This is a genomic window from Candidatus Chloroploca asiatica, from assembly GCF_002532075.1.
Lineage (GTDB): Bacteria > Chloroflexota > Chloroflexia > Chloroflexales > Chloroflexaceae > Chloroploca > Chloroploca asiatica.
The window spans coordinates 1-13,826 of sequence record NZ_LYXE01000182.1 but is presented as its reverse complement, the minus strand read 5'-3'; the positions used below and the strand labels follow the sequence as shown (position 1 = coordinate 13,826).

Annotated in this window: 9 protein-coding genes; all 9 read right to left on the bottom strand. The window is 61.1% G+C overall.

Annotated features, from left to right (window positions below; translation table 11 throughout):
• Positions 1 to 199: 199 nt before the first annotated feature.
• The 9 genes from A9Q02_RS21330 to A9Q02_RS21300 all read right to left on the bottom strand — a co-directional run bounded on the left by A9Q02_RS21330 (position 200) and on the right by A9Q02_RS21300 (position 13,296).
• Entirely contained in the window at positions 200 to 1,348 is a 1,149-nt protein-coding gene (locus tag A9Q02_RS21330) for a Wadjet anti-phage system protein JetD domain-containing protein (RefSeq protein ID WP_097655098.1), read from the bottom strand.
• Positions 1,345 to 4,683 carry an ATP-binding protein gene (locus A9Q02_RS21325; protein ID WP_097655097.1) on the bottom strand — a complete coding sequence of 1,113 codons (3,339 nt, stop codon included), beginning with the start codon at positions 4,681 to 4,683 and terminating at the stop codon, positions 1,345 to 1,347. Before A9Q02_RS21325 ends, A9Q02_RS21330 begins: the two co-directional genes overlap by 4 nt.
• Complete coding sequence (locus A9Q02_RS21320) at positions 4,664 to 5,245, bottom strand: DUF4194 domain-containing protein (protein ID WP_097655096.1); 582 nt, start codon at positions 5,243 to 5,245, stop codon at positions 4,664 to 4,666. The genes A9Q02_RS21325 and A9Q02_RS21320 overlap by 20 nt, the downstream gene beginning before the upstream one ends.
• A complete protein-coding gene (locus A9Q02_RS21315) occupies positions 5,235 to 6,698 on the bottom strand; it encodes a DUF3375 domain-containing protein (protein WP_097655095.1) in 1,464 nt (487 codons plus the stop codon). The genes A9Q02_RS21320 and A9Q02_RS21315 overlap by 11 nt, the downstream gene beginning before the upstream one ends.
• A 315-nt stretch (positions 6,699 to 7,013) precedes the next feature.
• Positions 7,014 to 7,166 (bottom strand): hypothetical protein, encoded by a 153-nt coding sequence (locus tag A9Q02_RS24500; protein ID WP_172451247.1) that lies wholly within the window; start codon positions 7,164 to 7,166, stop codon positions 7,014 to 7,016.
• 51 nt (positions 7,167 to 7,217) lie between these two features.
• Positions 7,218 to 7,385, bottom strand: coding sequence for a DUF4175 domain-containing protein (locus tag A9Q02_RS23950; protein ID WP_141509105.1), 168 nt, complete (start codon positions 7,383 to 7,385; stop codon positions 7,218 to 7,220).
• 76 nt (positions 7,386 to 7,461) lie between these two features.
• Positions 7,462 to 11,871, bottom strand: a complete 4,410-nt coding sequence (locus A9Q02_RS21310) for a bifunctional RecB family nuclease/DEAD/DEAH box helicase (protein ID WP_097655094.1) — start codon at positions 11,869 to 11,871, stop codon at positions 7,462 to 7,464.
• A gap of 1 nt (position 11,872) precedes the next feature.
• A complete protein-coding gene (locus A9Q02_RS21305; RefSeq protein ID WP_216361576.1) occupies positions 11,873 to 12,982 on the bottom strand; it encodes a DNA-methyltransferase in 1,110 nt (369 codons plus the stop codon).
• A 104-nt stretch (positions 12,983 to 13,086) separates the two neighbouring features.
• Positions 13,087 to 13,296 carry a hypothetical protein gene (locus A9Q02_RS21300; protein ID WP_097655093.1) on the bottom strand — a complete coding sequence of 70 codons (210 nt, stop codon included), beginning with the start codon at positions 13,294 to 13,296 and terminating at the stop codon, positions 13,087 to 13,089.
• Between the last annotated feature and the right edge of the window lie 530 nt (positions 13,297 to 13,826).

Genomic DNA, 13,826 nt, shown 5'->3' with positions numbered 1-13,826 from the left:
CGTATTGTAGCATAACGCCGCAGTTCCTTGCTGCTCGTGGTGCCGATGCCCCGGCGATCGCGCCATGCCCGTGGGATAACGCCGGACACGGGCGATCCTCGGGCTCGTGCCATGCCCACGGTAGGGCGCAGCAGCGATGGGCGCGGCGGTGTGGTGGACGGGGGCGCGGCGGTGGCGCCTTGGCGTCAAAACAACCGTCTTATGGGCAAGGGATTGCCTCTAGCTGCCTGGCGGCATATGTGTGGCTGATCCGTTCCTGTTCGAGGCGTAGGTTTGTCTGCACTAGGTTGGCATAGACGGCTTGTTCGTCGGGGGTCAGTTGAGGGAGGTCGGCACTTGAGGAGGGTGTTCCGGCGACGGCAAAGGCGCGGAAGGTTTCGAGGGTTGCGGCGTCCATCATGAGGGAAGAGGCCTGGGGAAACAGGGCACGGAGCCGGGCGAGCAGCTGAAAGCCCTGGGCGTCAAGGTCGCCCCAGTACCAGATGCGGCAGTGGGCGAGCCAGGGGAGTTGCTGTAGGAGTTCGACTTGGAAGCCGCTGCCAAAGATGGCGAGGGTTGCTGGTCGGTGCGGTAGCGTGAGAAAGACCATTTTGTTTTCGACAATGATGGTGTCAAGGTCAGCGCATGGCAGGGCGGCAAGATCGGTGACCGGGGCGGCAAGATCGGTGAGCGGTAGCCCCAGACGCACGCCGAGCGATGGGTCGAGCAGGCGGAGGCGAACCAGTGGCACATCATACCGCAGGCCGTAACGTTGCTCGAATTGCCTTTTGGTTATGTCAATCTCGGTTTCAGGCAGAAGCACGTCGAGCAAGCGGGCGATGATCCCTGTGTGCTGTTCGATGAATTTGGTATGCACAGCAATGGGGAGTTCGCGGAGGTAGCGCTCGGGACGCGGGTTGGCGCGAAAATAGGTGCCGACCCGCAGCAGATCCGGCCATAGGCCATGGTGTTCGATCACATGCTGCGGATTGGTAACGAGCCATGCTTCGAGCTCGGGCAGGGTGGCACGGATCAAGGCCACGTCGTCCATCAAGGCGGCAAACTCTTCGCGCTTGTCTGCGAGGAATAAGAGGTCGTCGGCCGTGGCGATATTGATGCGGTGCGGCAGGGATTGTTGGCCGAAGGCCCGCGTTGTGCGCACCTGGAGTTCAACGGTGTATCCGGCACCGCGCTGCGCTTTCGCCCCCTGGAACAATACTTCTACGGCGCGTTGCAACGCTCGATAGTCGGGAGGTAGGCCACCCGCAGGAAGATTGAGCGGGGTGAATGGTTCGCCGCTGAGCCAGGCCCGCACAAACGGGAGATAGGCCCGGTTCGCCTTCACGGCAATCTCGTCGGGCGTGATCATCGCTCGGCTCGCGACAATTGGGCAAACGCCGCTTTTTGTTCGTAATACTCGCGGATCGTCAGATTGACGACCCGCGAGTCGTTCTCGTCAAGTGTATTGCTGACAAAGTGGCACGCTTCAATGTATGGTTCGACCACATGGGTTTTGTCGAGCGGTGTCACGACAAGGAGTTGCAGGTTCAACTGTTTGAAGAGGTTCATCGCATAGCGTGCGTTGTCTTCGTCGGATTTGCTAAAGGCTTCGTCAACCACCACAAAGCGGAAGGTGCGTGCGCGGCGTTCGTCCTGACCAAGCCCGTACTGATAGGCGATGGCCGAGGCCAGAATGGTATAGGCGAGTTTGGCCTTTTGCCCACCCGACTTGCCCGATGAGTCCGAGTAGAAATTCTTCTCCTTATCGTCCTCACGGTACCGCTCCTCGGCGGCAAAATCGAGCCAGTTGCGCACATCAGAGACCTTGCTTGTCCAGCGTTCCTCGGTTTCGAAGCGTTCAATGAGGGCGCGGATGCGCTGAAAACTTATTTCGTTGGACTCGGCAGTGCGCTGACCAACATCGGGAATGCATGCGCGCAGTTGGCGACGAAAGTCCTGGACTTCGGTGTCCCGCGTCTGGTCGGCACGCAGGCGGATATAGGTCGCCGGGGTGTAGTCAATCATTTGCAACGAGCGGTTGAGGGTTGCGATGCTCGCACGGATCGTATCAGTCTGCTGCTCAAGCGCTGTGTGAAAGCCGATAATTGAGTCGACGACTTTGCCATCAAGCCACTGTTTGAAGCGCTGGCGATAGACTGGCAGGTCGTCGCGTTCGATCCGTTCGCACATCCGCCGACATTCGCCAACTGCCGCAAGCGAGTTGTCGAGGTCAACGGTCTCGGCGGGGTAATCCCGTTTGAAGTTGACAATCTGGGCGATGACGCTGTTTTCCAATTTGCTGAGGTTGCTCCCGAGACTGCGGGCGCTGTTGTTGTAGAAGCGCTCGCTTTCGCTCTGTTGCTGGTCAATCGTCTCGAGGGTGAGCGTTTTGCCCTTCAGATCCGCCTCGATCCTGGCAAGCGCTGGCTCGTGCGCCGTCGCTGGGGTGCCTACCTGGGCGATACAGGCGGCACGCTGCTGCTCAAAGCGTTTGAGATCGCTTTCCCGCGTGCCGATCAGTTGCTGGATCTGTTCAAGCTGTCGGTCATCAGCGGTAATCTGCTTGATCAGCGCTTCACGCTGCTGCTGCAACTGTTGCAAGTGGTCGGCACTTGCTTCCAGCTCGCGCTGCTGTGCTTCAAGCGCAGTGATCTGCTGCTGGTCGGCACGCCAGTCAAGTTCGGTGTAATGGTCGAAGGCGAGCAGATCGCGCAACCCCTGGAGCCGCTGCTGCCATGCGCGGCGCTGCTGCTCATTGGTCTGAAGTGCCGCCCGTACCGTCTGGAGTTCGCGCTCGCGGGCTTGTAATTCGCGTTTGAGCGCCGCGATCTTATCACGATTATCCCAGCCAAGCACATACCGGGTGCGGTCATGCAGGGCAAAACGATCATCCTTTTCGTGGCGCGAAGCCCCGCTCTTGATCTGGCCGTTGAGACTCAGCGCCCGACGCTCGCGCTGGAACTGTTCGATCTGATCGCAACAGACATAATTCCAGTGCTCAATCAGATCGCCTTTGAGCCAATCGTGCAGGGTGCTGCCAGGCTTGATCTCGAGTTTGAAGATCAGGGCAGCGGCATCGAGGCCGGCGGTCGTCGGGGGCACGCGACGGTCGGTGACGCGATGATAGACCAGGCGGCCACGCAGGTTGGCCCCATCAACATACCCGGCGACCCGTCGGTAGTGGGCTTCGGTGACGAGCAATTGCCGCCCGTAGCCGCGCAGCAAGCGTTCGATCGCCCCTTCCCAGGACTTTTCGCTGTCCCGGACTTTCAGCAACTCCCCGACAAAGGGCATCTCTTCCTCGGCAAGATCGAGGGCACGGGCCAGTTCGGCCCGTAGCCGCAGATCCTCTGACGGAATCCGGCTTTTGCGCTGCTGCAACGAGCTAATTTCATCCTGAAGCTGTTGGCGTTCAGCCGCTAGCCGCCCCTCATCTTGCTTGATGGTATCCCGCGCAACTTCGAGTTTGTGCAGATCTTCATCAATGAGGGGTAATTTCTGGCGACTGAGCCGAACCATGGTCACAAAGGCAGCCTCATCGGTGAGCGCAGGAATGTCGAGAGCCGCAGCGATGCGATTGTAGCGGTCGGCCCGCTTCTGGCGATCGACCATGCGCTCCTGCACCCGAACTAGCTCCTGCTTAAGCGATTCGAGGCGTTGCCCAAGCTGATCATTGGTGATCGCCGCGTAGAGATCGCGTTCCTGCTGGCGCTGGCTAGCAAGTTGCGTCTGGAGGGCTACCCGGTGCGCGGCATGCTCGGCAAGATCCGCCCGCGCCACGGCAAGAGCCCGTTCGAGCAGATCGAGTTTGCGGCGGGCGAAGAAGCGGGGCACCAACTCGGCGCAGCATTCGGCTTCAACGATGCGCGCCTGGAGTTGGGCGTGCTGTTCGGCCTCGGCCAGCAGCAGACGCAGGCGCACAAGTTGCTGCTCGGCCTTGGCAATCGCATCGTGGGCACTGGTCAGGTTCTTATAGTGCTCGCGCAGCAGATCGATGCGCCCCTGGGCGTCGGTCTTTTCCAGCATATGTTGGCGCACAAACGCATTGAGCCCACCAATCTCTTTGATCGCCACGGTCTGATTGAAAAGATCGAGCGCCTTTTCTGAGCGCAGGCCAAAGCGTTTGAGAAAATCGCGGCTGTAGCGGGCGAACTCGTCATAGACTTCGGCCCCCAGGGTGCGCAGGGCGCGCTTGATCTCGTCGGCCTTCGCAAGCTGGAAATGCTCAACAATCGAGAGCGGGCGCGGCGCAACACAATAGATCTTCTTGAGCTCATCATCCTTGCCAAAAAAAAGCACCTGAGCCAGCGTCACCGTCTGCCCAGTCTGCTCATTCCTGAAACACGCCAGCAAGACACTGTAGCTCTTTTTGTCGCGCAAGTACTGCACAACCCCGTGGTGGCTCTCAAGATCCTTGATCCGGCCATACGCGCCACGGACATAGGTGCGCTCATCGCGCTCCTTCTTCTGCGAGCCCGAGGCCTGGTTGTAGCTGCGCGGGCGAGGAGGCACCAGCAGCGTCAAGAGCGCATCCACCAGCGTTGATTTGCCCGAGCCATTCGCCCCCGTCAGCAGGGCCGTGCCCCCGTGCGGTTCAACGATCCAGACTCGTTCATGAAACGTACCCCAATTATAGACTTCAAGGCGCTGCAGGCGGAAGCCCTCACGTGATGGGGGTTGTTCGTCAAGCATCGGTAGCTGCATACTGCTCCAGTCGCGCAAGCACCTCGGCCAGAATCTCAGAGCCAATGCGGGCCTTGATGACAGGCCGAACCTCGTAGCGGGACTCGTTGGCAAGCCGCCGCAGAAAGCCGAGCTCGACCACTCGGCTGGCTGTTTCGTCAATTTTCCGCACGAGGGCGCGTTCATCGCCGCGTTCACGCAGGAAGGGACGCATCATCTCATACAGATCATCGCTCGTCAGGATCAGACGGTCGGCCTCGGGCGTACTTGCCTCAAACTGATCAATGCGTTCGCGCAACAGCGCACACATCAAGGTCACATAATAGGTCAAGCGATCGCGGCGCGTCAAGCGCGGCAGCGTAAGCTTCTCGCCCTCTTCACCCTCGAGTTCAGGTTGACGCAAAAACGCGTACCCATCGGTCTCGTGCAACACCAATTCCAGTCCGATCTTCGCCAGATAGTCGCGCACCGGCGTTTCATGGTGCAGCAAGAGATTCCAGGTACCAGGATCATCGGTGGAAAGGACGCCCTGCAACAGGCGAATCACAGCGGGGGCATACGGGGCAAGCTGCTCAGGACGCATAGGCACTCCGGAAGGTAACGCGGGGCACGGCAAGCTCGCGTTCGGCAAGCTCGGGAGTCGTTGGCAACGTGATCAGATCGGTAAACTCATCTTCAATCGAATGACGCGGATCGCGGCTCGCAAGGGAAAGATAGGCGATCACCTCGGCCAGCCCTTTTTCAGCGGGATAAGCCACAAGCACCTCGGCGAGCGTACACGAAGGCTGCCTGGCAAGCAGGGTCTCGATGCGCTGCTGGAGCTTCTGCTCATCCACATAGAACTGGCGATACAACGCATCAATACGCATCTCGGTGTCGAGTTCACCCATTACCTGGGGCTGCGCCGTAAAGACCGTCGCCACATTCGGCTCCCAGAGGGGGCGTTCCAGCGGCAAATTGATCGCTGGCGCCCCTTCGAGCACAAGCACTGCACCCTCGGGCAGTGGCGCATCGGCCAGACGTGCCGCGTGCCGCTTGATCGCATCAATCAACTCGCGCACGCGGCGACTTTCGGCCAGGGCCCGGTCGTTGAGCAAACGGCGCAGTTGCTCGGCGAGGCGATGGTTCGACTGCACAATCTTTTCGCCGGCCTCGAGCAACGCCGGCGTCATCCGATAGAGCAGCGGATGGGAAGGCGCAAGATCGCTCAGCGCAGGCAACTCATAGACCTGATCGAGCAAATGGCGCAGCGCATCCTGCTGATCGGGCACCGTCAGAAACTCCCAGAACGCATAGAAACTCTGGCCCTGGTCAGAAGCGTGCAACGCCTCATCAGCATCGAGCACATAGCCCACCACCGAGCCCTTGCGGGCCTCGGGATGGAGTTGTTGTTCTTGCACATTGCGGGCAATCGCCCGGAAATTCTGTTCAACGGCGGCAAAATCGCGCAACAACTGGCGCGCCACCTCACCCGCCTGGAGAAACCGCTCTCTGATCTGCGTCGAAGTCAGCGCCTCAACGCGACCCGTCTCACGGATCCGGGTCATCTCGGCCTCAATCGCCGCACGCTCCTGCGCGAGTTGGGCCAACCGCTGTTCAACATCTTCGCTACTCCGCACCGCGATCTCTTCAAGCAACTGAAAGATCGACAAAAAGCGCGACTCAGTTCCAACAAACTCGCGGCGATACAAATCCTCAACCCAGCCCAAGGCGCGCTCGGCCTCGGCAGTCAATTCAACGGTTGTTGCGTCGTCGCTCCCGCGGACAATAATGCGAATGAGCTGATGTTCATCATCACTCCACTGCTTGAGATACGCCGCCGCACTGAGCGGATAGAGCCCAGGATGCCGTTCATTCAACGCCTCAAGGGCCGTCTCCAGCCGATCAAGCAGCGTGGCATAGGGCACCGCAGCGTGCTGTTCGTACTTAAAGGCACGATACAAAAAACTCACCATCAACGGCGCATGCGGACTCTTCAACATCCGGACACTTGCCGCCTGGCGCAGATCAAATTGAAGTTGATCGTGATCCATCATACCTGGTACGTGACTCCCATCATCCAGCTATCCTCTCATTGTACCGCATGGTGAGACGAGTTGCGCGTGTTGGAGGCGTGGGGCTTAGGGCGATTGCATCATACGAAACCGGATACAACGGGGCACCCGCAAGGGGTGCCCGTACCGGGGCGGGGGCCGAATCCGGTGTACGGGCACCCCTTGCGGGTGCCTTGGCGGGGTGCATACACGGAAGATGCAATCGCCCTAGGCGTGGGGCTTAGGGCTACGCTGAAAATGGGGGAACCAACCCGGTGCTCAGGTCGTAAGCATACGACAGGCGCGACCATCGCGACGTTAAGGACGCCGTGACGGTCGCGCTTTTTGGTGTGCGCGAGGCCATCCAGCGAGGCGGCGCACCACATCAGCCAGCTTGCGTTCAATCGCCGGATGCGCACGCCGGATCTGGCGATAGGTCTCCGAATGACGCACTCCTTGCGTGGAGTCCATCGTACACGGCAGGCCACATTTTTCAGCAGTCTCCTTTCGCCCTGGGAGCCGTCACGAGGGGGGATGCGTCCGACGAGCACGCAACTCGAGCAACACAAGGATAAGCAAGCCGAAAATCGCCAACCCTCCTATGAGGAGCGTATTCCAGCCGAAGAGCAGACTGGCAATTAAAAAGCCCACGATCACAAGGCTCAAGATATCTCGAGTTTTGGTATTCAATCCCGGGTCTCCGTTTCTCGGTGTCGACAGCCTGCTATGCAGGCACGCTTCGCTAAGACAGGCCCCTAGAGTACCACTATTGTACCCTGAGTATTCCAGGCCTCAGCGTATCCATGCCATTCGTGCGCAAGCCAAGCACGATCGAGGTGGGAGCCTGGCAGAATGACTCGGCGTAGTTTTTCAATAACCGTGACTCCTGGAGCACGTTGCCATCATCAGCGAGATGGTCGACCAGCGACCGCGTCACGAGGACGATGAGCTTGGCGCGGGCGCGTGAGGCCATGACGTTGAAGCGGTTGAGGCTGTAGAGGAACTCATCTTCGCTACGAATCAGGTCGGCATCGCCGAGGCCGAAGGAAGCGATGATCACATCGCGCTGCTGCCCCTGGAAGCGTTCGACGGTGTCGACCGCATTCCAGATGGCGGTTGGGTCGTGCTCAGGAAAGATCGCCTGGAGCCGACTGACGATTTTGCTCATCTGGGCACGGTGGGGCGTCACAACGCCCACGGTGAGATCCCAGAAGCGCTGGGCGTCGGCGGGCTTCCCGGTGAGCGGGGCAAACGCCGCGCCCTGGCGCTCGCCGGTGAGTTGCTGGTCGAGGCGGCCATAGAGCAGCCAGAGCAGCGCGGCGACTGCGTCTGCCTCGAACGCATTGGCCTGGCCGGCAATATCGTCCTCGTAGATAAAGCATGTTGCAGGATGCTGCGGATCGAGCAACTGGGCCCAGGCGGGAGTCCAGTAGAGGGCCTTCGGCCAAGCTGCAGGCTGCGCTGTGGGGAAGCCAGGGGCCAGAAGCGTGAGCCGCAGATCTTCGTGGTAGGCACGTAGGCCAGGATCATACCCGGCATGCTTGGTGAAGTCGACCAGCGTCTGGCACGAGCGATAGTTGATCTGCAAGGGCAGCGGGGCCACCTGGTGATGGTGCCGGATGTAGTTGTAGACCGAGCCGACGACGTGTTCCAGCCCTTCGGGTGGCGTCGCGGGCTGGATCGGCGGGAGCTGTTTGTCGTCGCCGGCGAGCACGAAACTGGCACCCTCGGCGGCCTTCGAAACAACGAGTGTCGCCTCGGCTACCCCGAGTTGCGAGGCTTCGTCGATGATGATGAGATCAAACCAGCGTTGCTGGGTGCGATCCGCAGTCTCTTTCTTTGACTTGTTTTTGGTCGCGATGGCGAGGTTATGCAGTTGCTGCGGTGGGCCAGCGACGACGACAATTCCCGTTGGGACATCGAGCAGCGTCTGAAGGTTCTGCACGTCAGCCGGGGCCTGTTTCGTTTTGACGATGACCGGCTCGATCGCAGGATGCTTCTGGAGTTCGGCGGGTGGGGCGTTGTATTGACTCTGGATGCGGAAGAGACGGTAGGGCTGCCCTGGGATCACCTGTGCCAGCAGGGTGTCGACGCCAATCAGCACGTTGTCGATGGCGGTGTAGTTGTTGGAGGCGATCAGCAGCCGCAGCGGTTGCCGGTGGTGATGGGCATCCCAGACGGCACCCGCGATGATCGCGCGCAGTGTCTGACTCTTGCCCGTCCCTGGTGGCCCCCAGATCAGTGCGAGCCGTCGGGTCAGGGCGGCTTCCCATGCCGCCCACTGCGAGGGGTTGAGACTTACCCCGCGCTCCTTCAATCGCGCCTGGGCAGCGGTCGTCGCACGGGTAACGGGCGTCGCGGCCAGAACCGGCGCTTGCCAGAGGAACGCGGAGGCGGGGCTTTCAGGGGTTGCCGTCGACGCATGTGGATCAGTCAACCCCAGGGCGCGGGCCGCCTGGGCATCCTCGCCAGCCGAGGCGGGGCGTCCAATGCCCTGAAGCGTGAGCGCGAGCTTTTTCGAGAGATAATCGTCACCGACGGGGTCGAGCATCACGTCGGTGCGAAAATCAGCGAGGCCCAACCGCTCTAGATCCAGGGCGCAGTTGGCGTGCCAGAGCTTGAGGGCAATCAGGCCCTTCACCCGGTCGATCGCGACCACCGAGACCCTGGTCAGGCCGGCCTCGGCAACTGAGCCCGCGAGTCGCCCGTTGATCTTGATGCCCGTGCCGTCGATGAGTGGGTAGGCCGACCGGCTCAGAAACGCCGGGTCGCTCTTGGGGGCGAGCGCGTAGCCCATGGCCGGCGGGCGGACATTGAACTCGTAGGAGTCGCGGTTGAGCCGGTAGATCAACAGGTTGGACGGCAGATCAAGCGGGTGCTGCACAGTCTTCTGAAGCTGATCATGCGCATCAAGCTTCGCCTGGTCTTCGAGCCGTTCGTGTAGATGAGCCGACTTGAAGCGCGCCTCACGCTCGTGGGCCGGCATCGCGCGCAGCGTATGCTCGTCGAGCTCGGCCAGCGCCTGGTTGAGCCGGGTATATTCGTACCAGAGCATGCTGCGCGGCGGTACGCCAGTGAGCCGCTTCAGGTTGCGCACCAAGGGCGGCGCAGCGGCGCGCACCAGGAGATCTTTGAGATCCTGCTCGAGTTGCGCGACCACATAGGCCAGCGCCTGCAACTTGCGCCCCGCCGTCTCCTCAATCGTGCGCTGAGTTTGGGTGTAGTTGCCGCGCCGCGTCCACATGTCGTGCAGTCGCTCGCCGGGGATCAGGTCGCTCAGTGGTTCACGGTAGAGCGGATGCACCGCGACCTCAGGAAAGTTCGCCGGGTGATAGGTTTGGGCTACTTCCAGCAGGGTATAGTGGTGCGGCACCGGAACGGCCACGGTGTTCTGCACAATGGCAGAGACAAAGGTGAACGACGATTTGTACGAGGCCTCTTCCGCGTGCGTCAGCAGCTCGGGGGGCGGGAAAAGCCAGGCGAGATCGCGCACGTTGGGATCGGCCAGGATCGCTGGCAGATGCCGCCCGACCACACGGGTCAACTGTTTGCGCTGGGCTTCGTCCCAGAGATAGATCTGATACGTGCTGCGCTTGAGCTTTTTCGGCTCATTGACGTCGCCGCGCCGCATATCGTTGATATCGCGTTCATCATGCTGCTCAACGGTCGTAATGATGCCGCGCAGCGTACGCAGAAACTTGAGCAACTCCTCGCGCTCGCGCGTCAGGTTGCGCTGGTCAACCAGAAAAACCTCTTGAAAGCCGGTGGGCTTGCCCTCGTGGCGGGCCGCCCAGCGCTGACGTTGCGCCTCGAGCGTCGCGCCAAACGGGAGCGGCTCTTTCCAGAAGGCACGGAGACTGAAGGTCGCCGTGATCGCGCTCGAAAGATCATAATCGAGAAAGAGATAGATGTGCAGATCGGGCCAGCGCGGCATCAGCGCATCACCACCAGAGTTCGGGATAATGCCCGTCAGATCAGCCTCAAGTGCTCGCGCGCGATGGGGGTAGACCGTGCGCTTCGCACGCAGCGAAGGACTACGCTCAAACACGGCATCTCCCGCTGAGAGTGAAGCAAGCCGTGTGACATCGGCCACATCGCTACACAGCAGCTTGGCCCCGCCCTTGGAGAGGCCAGCCACACGCGACAGATGATGGCGCGCCTCAGCCGTCGGCCAGCAGTGGAGCGCCGAGTTGGTCAGCTTGCCAGCCTTGTCGAGCCAGGGGTAGCCGAGAAACTCACAGCCTTTGCAGGCATGCGAGACATGCCAGGGCAGTTGATCCCACGGCGTATTGAGGACAAACGGCAATTCCTCCTGGAAAAAACGCCGCAGCCGCGGGGCAAAAGCATCAAAGGGCGCAACCTCGATATCATCTTCGAGCGCGAGGGCGAGTTCCTCAGCGGTTGGGTTGCGCCCCTCCTTCTGGCACTGGTTATGCACCTGACGGATCTGCGAGGCGTCGTAAGAGCCGGGCCAGACGGCGGGTGCGGCGACCACGACGAAGTCCTGAGCCCAGTGGTGCTCGATCAGCCACGCCGCCAGCGTAATCGAGTAGTACACCACCTCGGCAAAGTAGTGCGCCCCCGGCTCCGCCGAGAGCTTTATGTCAATAACACGCAGGCGCAGCCGCTGATCGCCCGGGTCGAGCGCAACGATATCGCCGTTTGGCTGCACGGCCAGCATCGTCGCCACCGGCCCCAGATCCTGCCCCACCAGTTCACACGCAGCAGGATGGGCCGCCGGTGGCAGCACCTGGATCAGGTCGGGCAGCGCGTCGCCAACACCAAGCGGCTGGCCAGCGGCATCCTGGAGCGTCGCGATCCCGACTGCGTCCTTGAAGGTCTGCGTGGCCGCGTCATAGTGCCCCTCAACCACAAACTGGTATGGCTTGAGCCGAGGCAGCACCGTTGCGAGCAGGATCGATCCAGGGCGGTTGCCTTTTTTCACCGGGTTGATATGGACGGCATCGTTGCCAAAGACCGCGCCCAGTTCGCTGACCTTCTCGTCCTGCCATGCATAGCCCATCGCCCCGGTCAGGCCGAGGCCAGCGCGTGCCTGCTGGCGTTCGGGCATCCCGTTAGCACGACGCTCGGCATCATTGTAAAGATTGAGCACAAGCTGGCGCTGGCAGCCCGTACGAAGGTAGAGCGAGAGGGCTTTCTTTTTCAGTGAGGGCATATCAGTCTGCTTTCTGCAACACTTCTGGCACAATCAGATCAACCCCGATGCTCTGTCGGCCCAACTCCTGCGCCACCGCGAGCGTCGTTCCACTGCCCATAAACGGATCGAGCACCGTGCCAGGCACCGTAGGCGCAGCGCACGCGCACCGGTTCCAGCCAACCATCCGCTTTGGCGCAAACGTAAACTCGCGGAAGTAGCCCCCGAGCGCGGCTTTGGCCTCATCGGCGAGCCGTTGCACCTCCGCCGCATTGCGCCCAGCGCCCTTCTGGATCAACTTGCCCTGACCGGCGTCGGAAATGCCGACCGCACGAATCGCCGCCAGGTGCGCCTCAGTCAAACCGTGTTCACGAAATAGCTCCATTGCGCGACGCGCCTGCGGACGGCTTGCATCAAGCTCGGCGCTCGGCACGAGTTGGCGCGTATATGGCGTACCACAGACCGTACAGACGTGCTCGGGGCACGCGAGCAGGATCGCACGACGCGCCAATTCCGGCGGAAACGGCGCCGGATGCCCGCTCTTGCTCCGCGTCGCATGGAGCTCCCAGAGATCTGCGGGCAGATCATCGCACACCGTCGGCCAGACATCGCCTGGGTTGGCTGCACTGGCGCGATCACACGCTAAAGCATAGCGGTCGAAGAAGATCGCGGCGGCGTTTTTTGCCCGTGTGAGCTGAAAAACCGCCTCGTGGCGCGACGACAGCCGATACGCAACCGGCTCAGGGCGACCAACCGACTTGGCCCAGACAATATGATTGACGACATTCCAGCCTGCATCACGGGCTGCAAGCTCAAAACGAGCTGGGATCCCAGCAAGAAAGCCGTCCTGGTAGGTGTCGCCAAGATTGAGGAATACGGATGCGTGTGGGCGCAGCAGCCTCGTCCAGCTATGCAGAATGCTTATCAGCGCCTCAATATACGCGCCCGGCGTAGTTTCCTGTCCAATCTGGTCAGGATGGCCGTAGTCGCGCCGACGCCAGTAGGGTGGCGAGGTGATGATGAGATCGATACTCGTGGCAGCGAGAAAAGCGAGATCGCGGGCGTCGGCGTGGTGGATGCGAGGCGCAAGATAGTGTTGGTCGCTCAGCGCCATGCTCTGCTTCAGGGCCATGCGGTGTTCCTTGATGATAGGGCAGCGAGACCTCATCGGGCTAAAAGACCTGTGAGGTCTTCCATCGCGTGATCCTTGATAGGCAAAGCGAGACCTCACAGGTCTCACAGACCTGTAGGGAGCTCTTTCTGCTTGAGGCGCTGGCACTCGTCGAGCGCAGTCGAGGCTTCGTCAATCGTCACCGGCGCATCCACGGCACCAATGAGGAGCAACTCGACCATCTCATAGTCTGCGAACCCTGAAAGGCCAGAGCGCAGAAAGCGCTTGCGGAGGCGCTGACGATGGCCGTGATAATGTGGCTGTTCGGATGTCATTGCCGTGACCTCATCGCAGCACCATCATTATGTTATCGTTTCGCCTACTATAACACGGGGCGTAGAGAAACTCAATCCCATGCCCTCAGCGAGGATAAGAACGATGTTATTATCGCATACAAATAGTAGTCATCACATGTTGTAACCCTGCAATCGAGCCGCACTGACCATTGGCCGCGCAGCAGCGCACCGCACTACGCTGGACGTTGCTCATCCGTCATCGCTCACCGCAAATAAGGCGGCTCTTTTGACGCAAAGGCGCAAAGGTTTTTGCGTCGGTGAGCGTCACCCTTCGCGGGACGGTAGGGGCACCCGCCAGGGGTGCCCCTACACCGGGCCGCCCCACGGACGGTACGGGCACCCGCCAGGGCACCCGCCAGGGCACCCGCGAGGGCACCCGCGAGGGGTGCCCCTACACCGGGCCGCTCCCCGGACGGTACGGGCACCCGCCAGGGCACCCGCAAGGGCACCCGCAAGGGGTGCCCGTACACCGGATTCGGCCCCCGCCCCGGTACGGGCACCCCTTGCGG